This is a genomic window from Rhodopirellula sp. UH5 (genome assembly GCF_056839225.1).
This window is the reverse complement of the sequence record NZ_CM166390.1, coordinates 7,229,782-7,248,523: the sequence shown is the minus strand read 5'-3', so window position 1 is coordinate 7,248,523 and position 18,742 is coordinate 7,229,782. Positions and strand designations below refer to the sequence as shown.

General features: G+C 57.4%; 11 protein-coding genes. 6 read left to right on the top strand and 5 right to left on the bottom strand.

The genetic code is table 11. The features are described from left to right. Positions 1-193: 193 nt before the first annotated feature. From UH5x_RS25980 to UH5x_RS25965, 4 genes are all read right to left on the bottom strand, one after another. A complete protein-coding gene (locus tag UH5x_RS25980) occupies positions 194-2,236 on the bottom strand; it encodes a DUF4340 domain-containing protein (protein WP_482634160.1) in 2,043 nt (680 codons plus the stop codon). A 39-nt stretch (positions 2,237-2,275) separates the two neighbouring features. After that, entirely contained in the window at positions 2,276-5,134 is a 2,859-nt protein-coding gene (locus tag UH5x_RS25975; protein WP_047814664.1) for a Gldg family protein, read from the bottom strand. A gap of 263 nt (positions 5,135-5,397) precedes the next feature. Continuing rightward, positions 5,398-6,201, bottom strand: a complete 804-nt coding sequence (locus UH5x_RS25970) for an ABC transporter ATP-binding protein (RefSeq protein ID WP_047814663.1) — start codon at positions 6,199-6,201, stop codon at positions 5,398-5,400. 122 nt (positions 6,202-6,323) lie between these two features. Beyond that, positions 6,324-6,500, bottom strand: a complete 177-nt coding sequence (locus UH5x_RS25965) for a DUF6800 family protein (RefSeq protein WP_173442657.1) — start codon at positions 6,498-6,500, stop codon at positions 6,324-6,326. A 362-nt stretch (positions 6,501-6,862) separates the two neighbouring features. Between UH5x_RS25965 and UH5x_RS25960 the strand changes: the two genes are divergently transcribed. The 6 genes from UH5x_RS25960 (at position 6,863) to UH5x_RS25935 (ending at position 16,292) form a co-directional block, all read left to right on the top strand. Beyond that, on the top strand, positions 6,863-8,134 hold the full coding sequence (locus UH5x_RS25960; RefSeq protein ID WP_482634159.1) for a 3-keto-alpha-glucoside-1,2-lyase-like domain-containing protein: 1,272 nt from the start codon (positions 6,863-6,865) through the stop codon (positions 8,132-8,134). A gap of 169 nt (positions 8,135-8,303) precedes the next feature. Beyond that, the gene (locus UH5x_RS25955; RefSeq protein ID WP_236696253.1) at positions 8,304-8,669 is read left to right on the top strand and encodes a transcriptional regulator; all 366 of its coding nucleotides are present in this window, start codon (positions 8,304-8,306) and stop codon (positions 8,667-8,669) included. A gap of 889 nt (positions 8,670-9,558) precedes the next feature. Further along, positions 9,559-10,941, top strand: a complete 1,383-nt coding sequence (locus UH5x_RS25950) for a Gfo/Idh/MocA family protein (RefSeq protein WP_047814757.1) — start codon at positions 9,559-9,561, stop codon at positions 10,939-10,941. Between the two features lie 198 nt (positions 10,942-11,139). Next, positions 11,140-11,748, top strand: a complete 609-nt coding sequence (gene rpsD, locus UH5x_RS25945; RefSeq protein WP_063838440.1) for a 30S ribosomal protein S4 — start codon at positions 11,140-11,142, stop codon at positions 11,746-11,748. A gap of 96 nt (positions 11,749-11,844) precedes the next feature. Then, on the top strand, positions 11,845-13,272 hold the full coding sequence (gene lpdA, locus UH5x_RS25940) for a dihydrolipoyl dehydrogenase (RefSeq protein WP_482634158.1): 1,428 nt from the start codon (positions 11,845-11,847) through the stop codon (positions 13,270-13,272). Between the two features lie 524 nt (positions 13,273-13,796). Continuing rightward, a complete protein-coding gene (locus UH5x_RS25935; protein WP_482634157.1) occupies positions 13,797-16,292 on the top strand; it encodes a S9 family peptidase in 2,496 nt (831 codons plus the stop codon). Positions 16,293-17,057: 765 nt separating this feature from the next. On the opposite strand, the gene UH5x_RS25930 is transcribed toward UH5x_RS25935, so the two are convergent. Further along, on the bottom strand, positions 17,058-18,131 hold the full coding sequence (locus tag UH5x_RS25930) for an aldose epimerase family protein (RefSeq protein ID WP_482634156.1): 1,074 nt from the start codon (positions 18,129-18,131) through the stop codon (positions 17,058-17,060). Positions 18,132-18,742: the final 611 nt, after the last annotated feature.

Here is an 18,742-nt window from a genome sequence, read left to right as displayed (position 1 = left end):
AGCGGGCCGACCCTCCCAAAAGGAGGGTGAAATAAAACTGCACGACCTTCTTCGTCGGGCGGGGTTCTCAAGACGCTGCTGACACAGCATTCAAAAACGGCACGCCCTCAAAAAAGGGAGGGTGAAGTAAAACGACACAGCCTCGAATCACGGCGGGGACCGCCGTGCTGCAGTTCATGCCGCGAACCCTCGCTCAGTTGCCAAATCCGGCTGGCAATTGCATTCCCGGTGGCAAGCCCCCGGGAGGTCCAGCAGGAGCCGCGTCGTTCGCCCCTGGCTCGACGAACAATTCGTCGCGGTTGATTCGCAACTGACGATAGGTCGCTTCTGGAATGATGTAGTACCAATCCGCGAAACGAGCGTTCAAGTCGGCGACACGACGTTTGGCAGCGTTCAGACGATCTTTTCGTTCATCCAACAAACGAGTGTTGGCTTTCAAGATTTTCTCTTGCTCCGCTTCCAAGCGTTCTTGCTTCTCTTCGTCGGTCAGCTCAGCAAACGTCAACTCGTCGCTTTGCTCTTCTTCCGGTGCTTCAACAACCGGTGCCTCGGCAGCATCGTCACCAGCGGACTGGAGAGCCATTTCTTCGTCGGCATCCGCTTCCTCAGTCGCTTCTTCCGCGGAGGCTGCTTGTTCGGTTTGCGAGTCGGATTCTGCGGAAGGCTCGTCGGTGGAATCATCTTCGTCTTGTGCGATTGCACCTTGGCCTTCGCCGGATGCTTCGCCCTCACCCGAAACCTCCACTTCTTCCGTCACGTCGGCCTCATCGGCGGCGGGTTCCGCTTCCTCGGTCGGTTCAGCGGACGTCTCTTCCGTTTCCGCTGATTCGGTTTCGACTTCTTTCATCTCTTCTTCGGCCGCTTCGGGCTGATCTTCCCCAACGGCAGCCTCCTCGGCTGCTTCTTCCGCAGGAGCCTCGGCTGGTTCTTCTTTCATTTCGGCTTCGGCGGCAGCAGGCTCTTCAGCGGCTTCCTCGGCTTCTTCTTCCCCGACGCCCAACATGGCGGCAAGCTCTTCGATCGTCTGAGGAACGGGCTGCAAGTCAGGAGCGGGGAATTGGTCTTCGTTGACTCGAGCGGTGACCAGCAAGTAACGATTCACACCGCCTGCGTCTCCTTCTTCTTCGCCTTCGGTGTCATCAGACAAACCTTGGACGTCGCCGAATCGGAGCACGTATTCGACCCCTTCATCCACCGTGACGTTCAACTCACCGTTTGCGGACAAGACTTCAAACTCACCTTCAGCACCGGATCCCACAGGAAAGAACCCGCGGGTGTACAGCGACTGAACGGCTTCGTTGTCCGAAATCAAATCCTTGTCAGCGCGAAGATTCGCACTCATGCCTTCTGGTTTGCGAACGACATCGACGATCTTCAGATCGTCGAGTGCATTTTTCATTTCGTTCAGCTTGGTGGTGTTGAGCTCCTTGTCCGCTGGTTGCTCCACCAACTTGGGTTCCGCCAGCGGGTTGTCGGAGTTGTATTCCAGCAACTCTTTCAATGCCCACTCGGCACCGTCCATCGCGAATTTCGCGGTGTAATTGCGTTCCAAGGCCACACTTCGGCCGGAAATCGAAGCCGAATAAACTTTGACGACCGCTTCTTTGATGTCGATGCTGCTCATCTGCAGCAAGTCGTCTTCGATCCAGTCTTGGAATTTGGTCGACAAAACCGAGTCGTCCATTTTGACGACGTACACCGGATCTTGCCCCGGCTTGCGAACATAGATCTTGCCTTCTTCGTTCTTGACCGGGTTCCCGATGATCAACGAGGCAAGCGTCTGCTGAGATTCGTCTTTGAATGTCACCAACCGTCCCACACCGGTGTCGCCGACCTGCAAGTCTTCCAACTTGGGTTCGACCACGCCGAGCGCCGCATGGTCGCCTTGGTTCTCGGTTTGAACATCGAGGATATTCAAACCCACCAAGGCATTGGCAGCATCTCGCATCTGCTCCACGGCATCGGCCGGATAGCCTTTGCGGGAGGGAATCGTCCAAACGCCTGATTCAGCATCGCGGCGAACCTCGAAGGTTCCCAATTGCCCCTGCTCCTCATCGAACGTGACAATCTTCAAGTTCGAGGCGGTCAACGGATCCTTGAACTTTTCAAAGAGCGGTTTCCCAGGTGAGTAAGGCGATTCCGTTTGAGTGGATGTGGGCCAGGCCACAAACAATCCCACGGCGAGCATGACAGCCGCGGCAGCCCAAAACGCTCCGGTCTTCTTTCCTTCGTTCACGATTGCAGTCTCTATGAAATTGTTTGATTGATTGAGAAGTTATTTCAGGCGGCTTTTGCTGATGTTTTCGCGTTCACGCAAACGACGTGAGGCGAACACCATGATGCCGACGATCAACGGCGGAATGCAGGGCAGAATCACTGCGGCCGTTTTGACTTGATTCTGAATCGCGGTGACTTCTTGCTCCGCTTCGCGACGAACGTCTTGGATCTTTTGCTCTCGTTCGTTTTGCAATTTAGCTTGCTGAACATCCAAGATCCGTTGCTGGTTCGCTTGCTTGATCTGGAACGCGGTCAGCTTTTCACGCAGAACACTCTGCGGAACCGATCCGGTCTCACGATCCTCTTGCAGCTTCTCGATCTCCTCACGCAACGCTTGCACTTCTTGGTCACTCTTTTCCTGAGCCTCACGAATCGTTTCATCGTACTGCGTCTGGAATTCACGGCTTCGTTTGCGTACCAGGCTGGCCGCTTCTTCTTTGACCGAGTCAATCATTCGCAAGCTGGCGTAGATGGGCTCGTGATTTCGAACATCGATGAAGCTCGTGTCACCGGTCAACCAATCGATCACGTTCAGTGCGAACGTCACGTTTTGGAATTGGAACCGCATGTCCGAGATTTGGTCGGGATCCGCCCGAATGAGCAAGAACTCCGGCAGGATGATGTCCATGTCAGCCACGTAAACGGCCTTGATGCCAGCGGCTTCGGAGTCACTGCCTTCTGCTGACTTGTTCGCTTCAATCGCCATCGCGATCGGCACGTTTGGATTGACGCCTTGAATCTCTTGCGCGAGCGTCGTTTGCCCCGTCATGACTTGCCCCACCACTTGCGATGGCAATGTTCCTGACAGAGGTCCGGTTGAAAGCAACGCGGTGTGCTTGAGCGTCGCGTCTTTCTTGGCGTAGACCGCACCGCCGAGAATGGCCAGCACCTGACGCAAACCACTGGTGATCGGGCTGTCGTCACTGAGCGCTTCGCCGGGCTGAACCCCACGCGCTTGCTCATCGATGAACAACCAAAGTTCGTTGGCCGTGTCGAGGTTTGGGTAGGGATTGTGCTGCTGCCAAACCAACTCGGGGCTGAACAGACCTTGCATGCCAGGTTGGCCAGGAACATTGAGTTCCAACACATCCCACAATTGACGAATGTCACCCTTGGGCGAAGCACCACCGCCACCGAACATGCCGCCCTGTGCCTGCTTGGCATCGCCGGTTGCAGTGACGTACTGAGCGCCAATGGGACGCGGGTCTTCGAAGATCGCTGTGGGAACACCGGCTTGAATGGCGGCAGTCAGACGATCGAATTGTTGGGGTGCCAGCGACGAAGGCTGAACCGCCACCAAGGCGTCGTACACGCCGGGCGTGATCGGACCGGACAGGTCGACTTCTTCAACGTCGTATTGCTTGGCAAGTTCGTCGATCAACGGGTGCTTTTCAATCCGCTGCATGGACATGCCATTCATGACCGTGCCACCCATCAAGCGAGCGTCGGTGGCGACAATCCCCAGTCGTTTCCGAGTGCCACGAGCAACGGTGTTGATACTGCGAACGAGTTCGTATTCCACCGGGATGCCGTATTCAAAGATCGGCACGGTGACTTTCTCGAGCCCCGAACGGAACGCCGCACCAAGGATCAATTGCTTTTGAGTGTAAGCCCCTTTCTCACGGAACATCCGTGTGACCGGTTCGATCCCAAAGCGATCTGCGGCCAGGGCCGCGTCTTCACTGAACAAGTCGATGCCGTCATACAAATTGACTTCGATGGTGCGTCCGTTCTTGGCCGCCTCACTGCGAAATTCCTTCAGCAGATTGACCAGCTCATAACGAGTCTTGGCATACAGTTCAGGGACCTCTTTGCTGATGAACGCGTCGATCACGATCGGTCGATCGTCGTCGAGCTCACGAATCAGAGTCTTGGTGGCATCGGCCAAGGAACTGACCTTGCCCTCGGTCATGTCCGCCCGCACAACGTCTTTGCTGCGGAACAGCATCACCGCACCAACGGTGAACAACACGAGCGCCAATGAACGAGCGACATAGTGCCAGGCCATCGAGTTGCCGTCTTTGCCACCGGTCCAGTGACGACGTCCGATCAAAACCATGCAGACGTACAAAGCCACCGCAGCGACCAGAATGAAGTAGATGATCGACGAAGAACTGATCACGCCGCGGCCGAAGTCATCAAACGGACGAGCGATGCCGCTGTCACGAACCCATTCCGCCACACGTTGGCTGGGGCTGACCGAGTCGGCCAGCGAAGCGAATGCCAGCGGAGCATTGAACAACGCACCGAGGATGAAGCCCACCGTCAGGTTACCGGTCAAGAACGAAGCGATCATGCCGATCGCGATCATTGCCAATCCGACGAACCAATACCCCAAGTAAGTCGTGAAGATCAGTCCCGTGTCGAGACTGCCTTCGGTGAGGATCGCCAGCGTGGTGAACGTGCTGAGTTGGCTGAACAACAGCGAGGAGGTGAAAATTGCCGCGGCCGACATGTACTTCCCGATCACGATGTCAAAGTCATCGGCGGGCAATGTCAGCAGCAACTCGTCAGTGCCCTGCCGTTTTTCCTCGGCCCAGATGCTCATCGTGATCGCGGGGATGAAGACCAGCATGATCACGGGGAACCAGTAGTTCAGCTGATCCAACGTGGCCAAGTTCGAGTTGAAGAACTCGTAAGGCCAGAACGCGGCAACCGAGGTCAGGAACACGAAGATACAGAGGAAGACGTATCCGGTCGGGTTGCTGAAATAGCCAATGAAGTTTCGCTTCATCACCGCGAAGGCGGCTTGTTTGGTGCGAGCCAATGCAGAAACGATCATCAACAAGATCAACAGAAAGATTGCATCTTTCGTGAGCAAGCTGATCAAGGCCATCGAGACGTTGTTGAGCGCCATGGTGGTACTGGAAAACAGGGGTTGGAGTGTGGGTTCAGGAACGAACGTAGCGGAGACGCGAAGAAAACGCCTCGGGTGAAAACAGGATGGGACGGGCCCCTCACGCTTTCGCCGCTCATTCGATCGCGGAAGATCAATGTCAGAATGTGTCGTTGCTCGGCATCAGAACAGGCTGCGAATCGAATGTTCGGTGCCGTCACTGTTCCGAGCCAAAACCGAATTCAGGTCGAACTCGGTTTCAAACTCAAATCGGAGTGCGAGACTCAAGCCTTTTCGTCAGGCTCGGATTCGGATTGTCCGGTCAAGTGATGGAACGCTTCGTCCAGGTCGCCTTTGCCGGTCGTTCGCAAACCTTCGACCGAACCGTCGTAGACCATGCGACCTTCGTTGATCATCACAACTCGATCGGCCATCGCCTCGACTTCTTGCAGAATGTGCGTGCTGAGCAAGATCGTTTTGGTCTCGCTGAGTCGTCGCATCGTTTTCCGGACGCCGCGAATTTGGTTGGGGTCCAAACCGGCGGTGGGTTCGTCCATGATCAACACATCGGGTTCGTGCAGCAGAGCTTGGCTCATCCCGACCCGTTGCTTGAAACCCTTGGACAGTTTGCTGATCGGTTTGTACATCACCGACGACAGGTCACAGATGTCGACCACCGCGTCGATCCGATCTCGCTTGATGCGAGGTGACAAACCGCGAGCATCGGCGAAGAATTCCAGCATCCCTTTGGGCGTCATCTCGGGATACAGAGGCCCGTTTTCGGGCAAGTATCCCAGCCGACGACTGCCCGCGATGCGATCGTCCATCATGTTGTGACCGGCGATCCGAGCAAAGCCTTCGCTGGGAGCGATGTAGCCGGTCAACATCTTCATCGTCGTGCTTTTCCCGGCACCGTTGGGGCCCAGAAAGGCCACCAGTTCACCCTCACCGACATTGAAGGTGACATCGCGCGCGGCCGCGAAGGGGCCATAAAATTTACTCAGCCCCACCGCTTCGATCATGGGTTTTCGACCGCCCGCAGTGGATTCGGGGGAGGTCGTCGTGTCCGCCGTTGTGGCTGTTGCCATCAGTGTCGTACCCGTCTTCTATCGTGGAAGAAATGGTTCAAGAGCGATTGCTACGCGGCAAGGTCGCGTTCGGTTCGCAACTTTTGAACGCTCGCAACTTCAAACCGCGGGCGAAACAACGATCAGGCAAGGCCTTCGCGTTTGATAATGACGTCCGCACCGGGGGTCAACTTACGAAGCTTGCGAGCGGCTTCGGTTTTTTCCATCGTGCCGGCTTTCACGCGTTGCAACAGGTTGATGGTTTTCTTGCGACGGGCTCGCAGACGTGAAATTTCGCGACGACGTTCGGTTCCTGCCATGAGGATTGCTTCCGTTGTGATGAGTGTTGATTCAGAAATACGGTCCAGAAGGGTCCCGAAATAAGGGACCACCCGCCCGGACCGCCAGGCGAATCGGGCATTATCGCGCTCGGTGGTCAATGCGAAAGGGGTCAATCGGCGGAATCACGGGCTATCATTGGCGTTCAGTCCTCCTCACCCCGATCTCCCCACCCTTCGACGAGTTCCCACGCATGAGTCTCTCGCCCCAGACTCCTTTCGATCGAAGCCGACGGATACACCGGAGGGCTCGCGCCCTTCCGCTATCAATTAGCCGGATTCTGCCAACGATTTTAGCGGCAGGGCGCGAGCCCTCCGGTCCCCCATCATCGAAGGCGCGGCCAATGGCGCTCGCCCTGTTGGCCACCATTTTGCTCACGGCATCACAACTCTCACCGGCATCCGCGGCCGATCCGGCTGCCGGAACACCTCGCGAAACTCCGGCTGGATCCGAATCGCTGCTCGACGGCCCGCTCGCAGATGCCTGGGAAGGCAGTCTCGACGACTGGACGCTGAAAGACGGCGTTTTGACTGGCACGACGGATGGATCGGTGAAGGTCAATCGCTTCATCACGTCGAAATTCCCCCCGGCCGAAGACTTCGAACTGGAAGTTGACGTGTGGGTCAGCCCCCGAGGCAACAGCGGAATCCAGTACCGCAGCGAGGTCCGCGAAGACCTCGGCCCGAATGTCATGGTCGGCTACCAGTGTGATGTGGTCGCGGCCAACCCCAAGTACAACGGCATGCTGTACGAGGAACGCGGCCGACGAATCCTGTGTCACACCGGTGAAAAGGTCGTCACCGATGCCAATGGACAAGGCTGGGTCGTGAAATCGTCGGAACCACCCCAGTTCGCCCCTGAAACCTGGCACCGCTACAAAGTCCGCGTGGTCGGCAACCATCACCAACACTGGATCGATGGCCAGCTGACTGCCGATCATTTTGACATGGACCCGAAGGGCCGATCCCTCTCAGGACGCATTGGGGTGCAGGTTCACGTCGGTCCGCCGATGGAAATTCGCTATCGCAATTTCTTCGTCAAACGCCTGGCACCGACGGCCAAACCGGATGACTCAGTCGAGATCCCTGACGACGCGGAAAAGATTGTGCCGCAAGGCGGATGGAAAAACGCTGGCAAGCGTGACGCCAATCACAAACTGGAAAAAGCGGAACTCCCCGGCACCCGAAACGTCCACCGCGCCGGCCCAATTTGGCTGGCCGGACAACCCGATGCACAAGGCCTGGCTGCCGCCAAAAAAGCGGGCGTGACTCGAGTGATCACACTTCGCAGCGAACGCGAACTGGACTTTGACGACGAAGCGCTCGTGAAAGAAGCGGGCCTGGAATTCCATGCGATTCGATTCGGTGGGCACCAACAAATGACGGATCAAAAGATCGACCGAATCCGCGAATTGCTCAAAACCGCTCGGCACGATGCCCAAATCCTCCTGCACTGCGCGTCCGCCAATCGCGTGGGCGCCGTCTGGATCGCTCACCGCGTCCTGGACGGCCAACAAGCGGTCGAAAACGCGTTGCTGGAGGGCAAGCAAATCGGATTGCTGGATCCTGACCTCGGCACGACCGCCGTTGAATACGTGAAGCAGCGAAAGCCTTGATGGCGGCCGACGGGGAACCATCTGGTCGCTTGATTCACGCTGTTTTCTTGATTCACGCTGGGGTCTTCCCGCTCCGTGCTCGCTCGTGACCTAACGTGTCACGGCGGTGGCGATGATACCAACATCGAAGTTTGATTCACCGCCGCCAAGTTCCATCGGACCACCCTCCATGTCAGTTGCAACGCTTTCCCCCGCCGCATCGACCGCATCTTTCGCCCCCGCCAGCGAAACGTTCGCCCGTGCCCACGGCCGAGTCTGCCAACGGGCCAACACGAAGTGGAGCCCCGCGAAAGTCTTGCGGACCGCGATGGCGGACAGCGATCGATTTGTCGTGCAACTGGATTACGTTGACTCCAAAGGCAAGCGAACTCGTCGAACCGTCAGCCCGATCCGCTTCGGTGCCGCGGACCGTTTTCTCGGCCTGTGCCTGTGCCGCGAAGAACCACGCCAATTTCACTTGTCTCGCTGCAGCAACTTTCAACTGCTCGACGCTGACGACGTGATCATGCCCGTTGAAATGGTCGAGCTGGACTGATTGAGCTGGACCACCACCCGGTCCAACTCAATTTTCCCCCAGCGTTGGATCGACGGAGCGATCCACGACAACGCTGCAGGGCAGGTCACAACTGGCGTTGGTCAACGGCCGATCAACGATGGGCTCGCGAGGCCCGTGGACCTCACACAATGCTCCCCTCCCCCCAAAGCATTGAATACGGTTGCTCAGTTGAGACCTGGCCTGCAGATTTGACCCTTCATGGCAAATTGCAAATCGGCTGCCCTGCCTCCACGGCCACCTTCGAGTATGTGAGCCGCTGGCGTTAGCCATGGTTATTACACTGAACCTGAGCCGCTGGCGTTAGCCACGGTTACTGCGCGCAATCGAGGCTAACGCTGGACTGCTGAACGTTTGGGGTTGGAGAGTATAGTCGCTTGCGCAAGTTTTCATCCCGGTAGGGATGCAAGATGGTAGCCGTCGGTAAGCGATAGCGCCACCGCTGGACATGCAAACCCCACGGCGGGATGGAGAGTGTTTTGGCAGGCACGATTTCCGGGGGTGTGCTGCTACGCAGCGACCCCCGGCTACCATCTGACATCCCTACCGGGATGGATGACAGAAGCCGGAAGAAAATTTGCATCCGCTATCAGAGCGCCAATAGCAAAGATTTAGCAACCGAGGCTAACGCCAACGGCTCACATCGTTGCCTCCAATCAATCCAGCCGACCCACCCAAATTCGAATTGCAAGATTCACCTTGCAATTTGCAATCAGCCCTGACGTATCCCACCCTCCCACGTCTGCAGACGATTCCCGTCGCCCGCTCCCTTGGGTTATCATTCCCCCTGCAAGCGGCAGTGAGCGGCAGCTTCGATGCCGATCACGATCCCGTCGCACTTCGCCCCCACCTTTCCCCGGAGCCCCATTCGATGCAACCTTCACGCCGTGGATTCTTGAAAACCAGCGCCTTGGCAGGCGCCGTCGCTGGTTCGACCATGACCGCCACTTCCAAGCTGATTGCGGCGGAAGAGACCAAGAAACTTCGCTTGGCAGCGATCGGAGTTGGGGGCAGTCGCGGGCGTTACAACCGAGGTGGATCGATCGCTCGCGGAGCTGCCAAATTCGCGACCATGGTGGCGGTCTGCGATGTCGACGATTTGCACACCGAGGAGTTCAATCAAGATTTCGACGGCAAACTGAACAAGTACCGCGACTACCGCGAGATGTTGGAAAAGGAAAAACCCGACGTCGTCACGATCGGAACCCCGGACCACTGGCATGTGCCGATTGCGATTGCCTGCCTGCGAAGTGGCGCGGATGTGTACTGCGAAAAACCGCTGACCTTGACCATCGATGAAGGCAAACAAATCCGCAAAGTCGTCGAAGAAACCGGCCGTGTGTTCCAAGTCGGAACCCAGCAGCGCAGCTCAGGCGACTTGTTCCAAAAAGCCATCGCGATGGTCCAGTCGGGCTACGTGGGCGACAACGTCAACGCCTACATCGCCATCGGCGGCGCCCCCGGTGACGGGCCTTTTGAAACCACGCAGGCCCCCGAGGACCTGGACTGGAACCTGTGGGTCGGCCCCGCGGCAAAGGCTGATTATTGCGAAGAACGCCGCAAGTACTTCCGTTGGTTCTTCGAGTATTCCGGCGGCAAAATGACGGACTGGGGCGCTCACCACATCGATATCGCTCAGTGGGCATTGGCTCCTGGCGAGGACGGCCCCACCACGATCAACGGCACCGGTGAATTCCCCAAAACCGTTCCCGCGGACTTCAACTGGAACTCGTTTTTCGACGGCGAAGCCTCGCTGCCCAACGGCTACAACACGGCCACGAGTTTCAACATCGAACTGACGTTTGAAAGCGGATCCAAGATGGTGGTTACCAACCACTACCAACGCGAAGAGGAGAACATCGATTTCCCCAACGGAATCCTGTTCGAAGGCGACAAGGGACGGATCTTCGTCAACCGTGGCAAACTGACGGGTGCTCCAGTCGACAGCCTGACCGAGGAAGACAACGCGAAACTGGACGCAAAAATCGCAGAGCTACGCAAAGGGAAAAAGGCAATGAGCCACATGGCCAACTTTTTTGCCTGCATTGAGGACGGCGGTCAGCCGATCTCAGACGTGTGGTCGCACCACCGCACAATGACGTCCTGTCACCTGTGCAACCTTGCGTTGATGTTGGGCCGTGAATTGAAATGGGACCCGAAAGCCGAGCGATTTATCGACGATGAGCAAGCCAACGGGCTGATGAGTCGCAAGTCGCGAGCAGGATTTTCAGCCGAAACCCACGCGGCGAGCTGAAATCCGGTCGATTCTGCGATCGATTGACTTTCATTCCTCTTGTCAAAACCAGGCCCAACGACGACACTTGCGGCCCCGTTTTCAAAATTCTGGCGTGAACACGTGAGTCCATAGGCGGACATCACGAAGGAACACGCCGCAATTCCCCGCTGCATGTCGCGATCAGTCGCGACGTCCGGCACAACTGTGAAAGTCACGATGGCACGTTACACAGGACCAAAAGCCCGCATCAACCGCCGCCTCGGCACGATGCTTTACGAAACAGCCGGCGCAGCCCGTGCGATGGACCGTCGCCCGCAGCCACCAGGCATGCACACTCGCGGTCGTCGCCCGAGTAACTACGGTGCGGCTTTGATGGAAAAGCAAAAGATCAAACACTACTACGGATTGGGCGAACGCCAACTCCGTCGTTACTTTGAGAACGTTGGCCGTAAATCGGGCAACACCGGGGAATTGTTGTTGCTCATGTGCGAGCGTCGCTTGGACAACGTTGTCCGTCGCGTCGGTTTCACCAAGACTCGCCCCCAAGCTCGTCAGGGCATCACACACGGTCACTTCTGCGTCAACGGCGTGAAGGTCACCAAGCCCGGCTACATGCTTCGCGCTGGCGACTTGATCGAAGTTCGCGGTCGCGAAAACCTGAAGAATCTGTACCGTGGCGTGATCGCCAACTCGCCACCAGACGGACTGGACTGGGTCTCGTTCGACAGCGAAACGCTGCGAGCGACTGTCCTGTCTCTGCCAGGCGCGGTTGACATCAGCCTGCCCGTCGACGCTAACAGCGTCGTCGAATTCTTGTCTCGCTAACGCGGGTCAACAACGGATTGCTACTCATCGGCCGCGTGTTCTTCACGCGGCCGTTTCCTTTCCCACACTCGTCTCTTTTTTGCTCTGGTTTCAATCATGCACGCTCCGGTTGTCGTTCTCGGTGGTGGCCCCGGTGGATACGCGGCGGCTTTCTTGGCTGCTGACGAAGGAATGGAAGTCACAATCGTCGAAGCGGAACCTCGCCTCGGCGGCACCTGCCTGATCCGGGGCTGCATCCCCAGCAAAGCATTGCTTCACGTGGCCAAGGTCATCAGTGAAGTCGAAGACCTGAAAGCCGAGTGGGGCATCGAGTACTCCGGCGCACCCAAGATCGACGTCGATGTCGTCCGGGCTCGCAAAGACAAAGTCATCGACAACCTGACCGGCGGACTCGGCGGGCTGGCCAAACGCCGCAACGTCACCGTCATCCAAGCTCGCGGTTCGTTCGTCAGCTCCAACGAACTGCAACTCGAAGGTGATCACAAATCGATCCCCGAAGGCGGACGCCTGACCTTCGACAAGTGCATCATTGCCACGGGCAGCGTTCCCGCCATGCCCCCCGCCTTTGACATCGGCAGCGACCGAGTCATGGACAGCACCGGTGCACTGGCACTCAAAGACATCCCTGAAAACCTGCTGGTCGTCGGTGGCGGTTACATCGGCCTCGAAATGGGCACCGTCTACGCTCACCTGGGTTCCAAGGTCAGCGTCGTTGAACTGGGCGAATCGCTGCTTCCCGGTGCCGACCGCGACCTCGTCAAACCGCTGGCGAAGAAAATCGACAAGATGTGCGACGGCCGCGTGTTCCTGAACACCAAGGTCGGATCGCTGGCCGAAGACGGTGAAAAGGTTGTGGTCAGCTTCGAAGGTCCCAGCAAGTTCGGCACCGAATCCTACGACCGAGTCCTGATCAGCATCGGACGTCGCCCCGTCACCCGCGGGCTCGGTTTGGAAAACACGCAAGTCGAAGTCAACGAACGTGGCTTCATCGTTTGCGATGAACAACAACGCACCGCTGACCCCAACATCATGGCCATTGGCGATGTCGCCGGTGACCCCATGCTGGCCCACAAAGCCACCCATGAAGGCCGCGTCGCCGCAGAAGTGCTGGCTGGCAAGAACGTCGCCTTCGACAAGGCGGCCATCCCAGCCGTCGTGTTCACCGATCCCGAAATCGCTTGGGCCGGCCTGACCGAAGGCGAAGCCAAAGCCGCCGGCCGCAAGGTCGACGTCGAGGTTTACCCTTGGGCCGCCAGCGGTCGTGCTCAAGCCATTGGCGTGACCAACGGCTTGACCAAGTGGTTGGTCGACCCGGAAACCCATCGGGTGCTGGGCTGCGGCATCGTCGGCACCGGAGCCGGCGAACTGATCGCCGAAGCCGTGCTGGCCATCGAAATGGGCTGCGAAGTCACTGACATCACCGAGACCGTTCACCCCCACCCAACGCTCAGCGAAACGTTGATGAACGCCGGTGAAGTCCACTTTGGAACCGCCACCGAGATCTACAAACCAAAACGGAAGTGATCGGGAAGTGAGAAAGTGGCTCAGGACCACAGGGCCACAGGACCACAGGTGGTGCCAAACACGTCACCACCAATTGCCAATTTGCAATCGCCCCGCTCTGAAGCAGGTGGGCAGGAATGATTGGGGTTCACTCTGCGAGCCGTTTGGGCGTTCGCCCCGGTTGCGAGTGAAAACCGTGGCGAACGCCAACGGCTCACATACCCGATGACACCTGCGTACCTGCTTAGTCGTCCACGAACGTCGGCAGCGTTTGCCACAGAGACACAGAACTCACTAAACAAGCATCGAACTTGATCGATGAATGTTGGCAGGCTCGAAGGTTGCTCTGTGCGCTCTGTGATTCCTTTGGCGTTCTTTGCAGGCCTTCCGCGTTGCAAAGCAATACGAGGCTTCATGCGTCCAACCTTCGGGGGCGATTGCTGGCTTGGTTTCTTCCGCTGCTTCGGTTTCTTTTGCAAACACTGGAAACGGCGAGTGGGACAAGGCAAACTGAATGCCTTCTCTCCCGACCACAAAGGTGTTGCATGCTCGTCCGCCGACGTATTGTCCTGACCGCCACGCTTGCTCTGACCGCCGGCTTCTTCGGTCATCTCCCCAACACAATCTCGCCTGCGATGGCGGATTCGACCGAGCAAACTCAGGCCCCTCCAGCACCGCCCAAGAAAGATCCAGCGGTCCTTTCGCTCCGTCGGCTTTTCAAGACATCCGACTTCCGATCCAAATCGCGCACGCTGACCTGGGACAACACCGAAGACATCCTGTGGGAACGCCAGCCCGGCAAAGAAGGGCCGGCACTGAACCAGCTCTCCATTCCCGATTTGGAAGCGACCACCGCCGTTCCTCGCGAAACGTTTTTGCTGCCTGCCGAGCCAGCCGATCCAGAATCTAACGAGGATGACGCGTCCCCCAGCGAACCCAAACCGATCGAAATCAGCCAGTGGACGCTTTCGGACGACGGACGTTACTTGCTCGTCTACAACAACACCCGGCGAGTCTGGCGACAGCACACCCGTGGTGACTACTGGCTGCGAGACGTGAGCGATGATGCGGCAGACACTGCCTGGCGAAAAGTCGGTGGCGAAGACGCTCCCGAATCTCAAACCATGTTTGCGACCTTCGCTCCCGATGGAAAATCCATCGCCTTCGTTCGCGACAACGATCTGTACTTGGAAGATTGCCAGTCAGGTGACGTTCAAATGATTGCGGGCTCGGACGATCCCAAACTCATCCACGGAACATTTGACTGGGTCTACGAAGAAGAACTCGGCTTGCGAAATGGATTCCGGTTCAGCCCCAACGCTCAAAAACTGGCATTCTGGGAACTGGACAGCAACGATGTTCCGATTCAAACCATGATCGACAACACGTCCGAGCGTTATGCCCAAGCGATTGAATTCGCCTACCCCAAGGTCGGACAAACCAACTCTGCCGCCCGGGTCGGAGTGTGGGACAAAGCGTCCCAAAAAACGATGTGGCTGGACCTGCCCGGCGATCCTCGCGAGCACTACATCGCCGCGGTGGACTGGCTGCCCAGCGAATTCAAACATGCGAACAAGCGTCTGCTGATCCAGCAACTCAACCGAAAACAAAATCAAAACCACGTCTTCCTCTGCGATGTTGAAACCGGACACTGCGTCAACATTCACACCGAAGTCAGCGACGCTTGGGTGCGGCACCTAAGAGAACTGCACTGGCTGCCCAGTTCCGTCTTTGAAAGCGGCGCCTCGAGCGATCCGTCGCCGCGACTGCTGTGGCTATCGGAACGTTCGGGATGGCAACACATCGAAGCCATCGAAATCCCTGTCCCTGAATCGCTGGAAGAAGAATCCAACCTGCCATCGCGAATCACGCCGGTCACCGGCGGCTCTTGGGATGTGATTTCCCTCGCCGCTGTGGCCAAAGACGGCAGCCGAATCGACTTCATCGCATCACCTGAACAGCCCTCTCAACGGGCCCTGTACCGCGTGTCGCTCGAGCAAGGACTGGCCGGCCAACCCAAGACGACCCCGCAACGCGTCTCGCCGGAAGAACGCGGCACGTACTCCTATTCATTCAGCCCCACCGCTCAATACGCCGTCGAGTCTTGGTCGGACTTCAACTCCGCCCCGGTGCAAAGACTCGTTCAGCTCGATCCCTACAAGCCACTGAAAGCCATTTCCGACAACGAGAAGCTGGAAGACGCCCTTGAGAATCTCGCTCCGGTTCACACGGAATTTGTGCGACTGCCCATCGGTGAATTCACCGACGACCCGGCCTCCAAGGAGGTGGAACTGGATGTGTGGATCATGATGCCGGTTGGCAAAGATGGAACAACCGAGACCCTGGACCCGAAGAGCACGCCGCTGCTGGTTCATGTCTACGGCGAGCCCGCGGGACAGACTGTCTTGGACCAATACGGCGGCACCACTTACCTGTGGCATCGCCTGCTGACACAACATGGAATCGCTGTTGCGAGTGTCGACAACCGCGGCGCCAACGCGCCTCGCGGGAAATCATTCCGGCAATCGATCTACAAAAAGATCGGGCGTCTTTCCATCTCAGACCAAGCCCATGCCACCCAAGCGATGCTGAAACACTTCCCAGCTCTGGATCCCGATCGCGTGGGTCTGTGGGGATGGAGTGGTGGTGGTTCATCGACACTGAACGGTTTGTTCCAATTCCCGGAACTGTACTCGATGGGCATCGCGATTGCGCCCGTGCCAGACCAACTGGATTACGACACGATCTACCAAGAACGCTACATGGGATTGGTCACCGAGAACCGCGATGCGTTCGTGGAGGGGTCACCGATCACACATGCCAGCGGTTTGTCCGACCCGTTGTTACTGATTCACGGGACCGCTGATGACAACGTGCACTACGCCTCGTCAGCCCGCCTGATCAATCGCCTGATCGCGGAGAACAAACAGTTCGAGATGATGGCGTATCCCGGACGAACCCACTCGGTCAGCGAGGGCGAAGGCACTCGCTACCACCTGCGAACGATGATGACCAACTTCATCCTTCAGCACCTGAAGTAGATCGCCCACGTGAGCCGACGGCCGTTAGGCCCGGTTAAAACGCACTCGTTCAAGCAGGCGATGCAGTGGCAAAAGAACATTGCGGTCGGCGTAAGCACCACGTCGGTATGCCTGCGGCAGTCATTGCAAAAGTAAAATTGACAATTGCAAATTGAAAAATGGCCGTCGTAGGCTTCGACTACCGCACCGACCATGTGAGCCGACGGCCGTTAGGCCCGGTTGACACGCACTCGTTCAAGCCGGCGATGCAGTGGCAAAAGAACACTGCGATCGGCGTAAGCACCACGTCGGTATACCTGCGGCAGTCATTGCAAAAGTAAAATTGACAATTGCAAATTGAAAAATGGCCGTCGTAGGTTTCGACTACCGCACCGACCATGTGAGCCGACGGCCGTTAGGCCCGGTTAACACGCACGAAGGAGTCTTCGGGTATGTGAGCCGCTTGGCGGTCGCCACAGTTCCCAAACACAGCCCAGGCCAATGCTGAATTGCGAAACGTTTGGGCGTTTCAGAGGATGTCGGTTTGCGAAAGTTTCATCCCGAAGGGATTGCAGACGGTAGCCGGTGGTTTGAACGCAGTGAACACCACCGGATTCAAGCGCCCGACAATCCCCGACCCTGAGAGGGTCGAAGACTCTGCGACCCTTCCAGAGTCGGTGTGAGCTTTTCGTTTCCGGGGGTGAGCTGCGACGCAGCAACCCCCGGCTACAAAGCAAATTTCAAATTTACAATTTTCAATTTGACTTTTTCAATGCCCAAAACCAATCAACCAGCTTCCACACCAAATCGGTGCACGGTGGTTTCCTTCAGCGTGTCACCGGGACGCAGCAGCGTGCTTTTGAATTCGGGGCGATTGCATGCGTCGGGCGCGTGTTGGGTCTCCAAGCAGAACGCTTCGTGGGACTTGTGCCCGGCCGACGAGGCGTTGCCGCCCAAGTGGTTGGCGGTGTAAAGCTGCATGCCTGGTTGGGTTGTTTCAATCTCAAACGTTCGTCCGCTCTTGGGATCAACCACGCGAGCTGCCGGTCGTAGCGTGCCAGGCTCTCCCGCGACAACATAGCAATGGTCATAACCCTTCGTCGCAGGCAACTGCTCGATTCGTTTGCCGATCGTTTCAGGATGCAAGAAATCAAAGGGTGTGCCCTCGACCGGGGACGTCGATCCGGTCGGGATCAAATCGTCATCGACATCCAATGTCTCGTTGCAGTGCAACAACATCAGGTAGTCACGCACGGAGCTGGCTCCACCGTCGCCAGGTGAGATCCCAGCCAAATTCCAGTAGCTGTGGTTGGTCAAATTCACATGCGTTGGCTTGGTCGTCGTCGCGGTGAACTCGATCGTCAGTTCGCTGGCGTCGTTCCAGCGATACTCCGCCGTCACGGTCACCTCCCCAGGAAAACCTTCGTCGCCATCGGGGCTGACCAAGCTGTACCGAACACCAACCTCCGGATTGCCATGGCCGTCTTTTCCGGAAACCAGATCAGCATCCCACCACTTGTGTGAAAAATTGACTTCGCCGCCATGCAAGCAGTGCTGCCCGTGATTGACGGTGACCTGGTAAGCCTCGCCGTCGATCTCAAATTTGCCGAAGCCAATGCGATTGCAAAACCGACCGATCGAACTTCCGAAACCGGGATGTGAATCCAGGTATCGGTCGAGCGAGTCAAACACCATGTTGACGTTCGCCAACTTGCCATCGCGATCGGGCACTTCCACTTCGAGCAACGATGCTCCCCAATTCATCACCGAGACACGATGGCCGTGTGAATTGGTCAGCGTGATTTTCTGGACTGGTTTCCCGTCCTTGGTTTGGCCGAATGGAGTCGTGACGAGGCTCATAAATCACTGCAACAGGTGAAGGGAGACGGATTTCAATCGCAAATCGCGGGCCCGGTAGACTGTCATTTTCGCGGATTTGCCGCAAGGTCCGACACCGATCCGAGACAAGCGTTTTCGAACCTCACCTGAGTCCTGAGTCCCTGCGTCCCTGTGGCTCTGTCCCCTTCCTAAGCAGGTACGCAGGTGTCGTCGGGTATGTGAGCCGTTGGCGCTAGCCACGGTTTTCACGCGCAACCGGGGCTAACGCTGGACTGGTAAATATTCGGTGTTGTGGAGCGTGTTCGTTTGCGCAAGTTTTCATCCCTACCGGGATGACAGATGGTAGCCGGAAGAAAATTTGCATCCGCTATCAGAGCGTCAAATGTTGACGGCTTGTCGACTCAGTCGCCAACGACGTTTCAACGAATGTAGGACGGGCACTCTTGCCGTCCGAGTCGGCCAAGACCACCCATCACAACCCGAAGCGTGAGCGAGGGACGCCCCCAACTCCCACGACGGCCCCATCCGGGGCGAAACCCAGACGCCAGCCACCATTTATTTTTCGAACGTCCCACGCAGCGACCCCCGGCTACCATCTGAAATTCCTACCGGGATGAAGAAAGATAGAAGCC

Bases quoted from the DNA above. Each gene is read 5' to 3' on its own strand.
- UH5x_RS25975 (WP_047814664.1), bottom strand. From the start codon at position 5,134: ATGGCGCTCAACAACGTCTCGATGGCCTTGATCAGCTTGCTCACGAAA.
- UH5x_RS25935 (WP_482634157.1), top strand. From the start codon at position 13,797: ATGCTCGTCCGCCGACGTATTGTCCTGACCGCCACGCTTGCTCTGACC.
- UH5x_RS25955 (WP_236696253.1), top strand. From the start codon at position 8,304: ATGTCAGTTGCAACGCTTTCCCCCGCCGCATCGACCGCATCTTTCGCC.
- UH5x_RS25930 (WP_482634156.1), bottom strand. From the start codon at position 18,131: ATGAGCCTCGTCACGACTCCATTCGGCCAAACCAAGGACGGGAAACCA.
- UH5x_RS25970 (WP_047814663.1), bottom strand. From the start codon at position 6,201: ATGGCAACAGCCACAACGGCGGACACGACGACCTCCCCCGAATCCACT.
- UH5x_RS25960 (WP_482634159.1), top strand. From the start codon at position 6,863: ATGGCGCTCGCCCTGTTGGCCACCATTTTGCTCACGGCATCACAACTC.
- lpdA (WP_482634158.1), top strand. From the start codon at position 11,845: ATGCACGCTCCGGTTGTCGTTCTCGGTGGTGGCCCCGGTGGATACGCG.
- UH5x_RS25965 (WP_173442657.1), bottom strand. From the start codon at position 6,500: ATGGCAGGAACCGAACGTCGTCGCGAAATTTCACGTCTGCGAGCCCGT.
- UH5x_RS25950 (WP_047814757.1), top strand. From the start codon at position 9,559: ATGCAACCTTCACGCCGTGGATTCTTGAAAACCAGCGCCTTGGCAGGC.
- rpsD (WP_063838440.1), top strand. From the start codon at position 11,140: ATGGCACGTTACACAGGACCAAAAGCCCGCATCAACCGCCGCCTCGGC.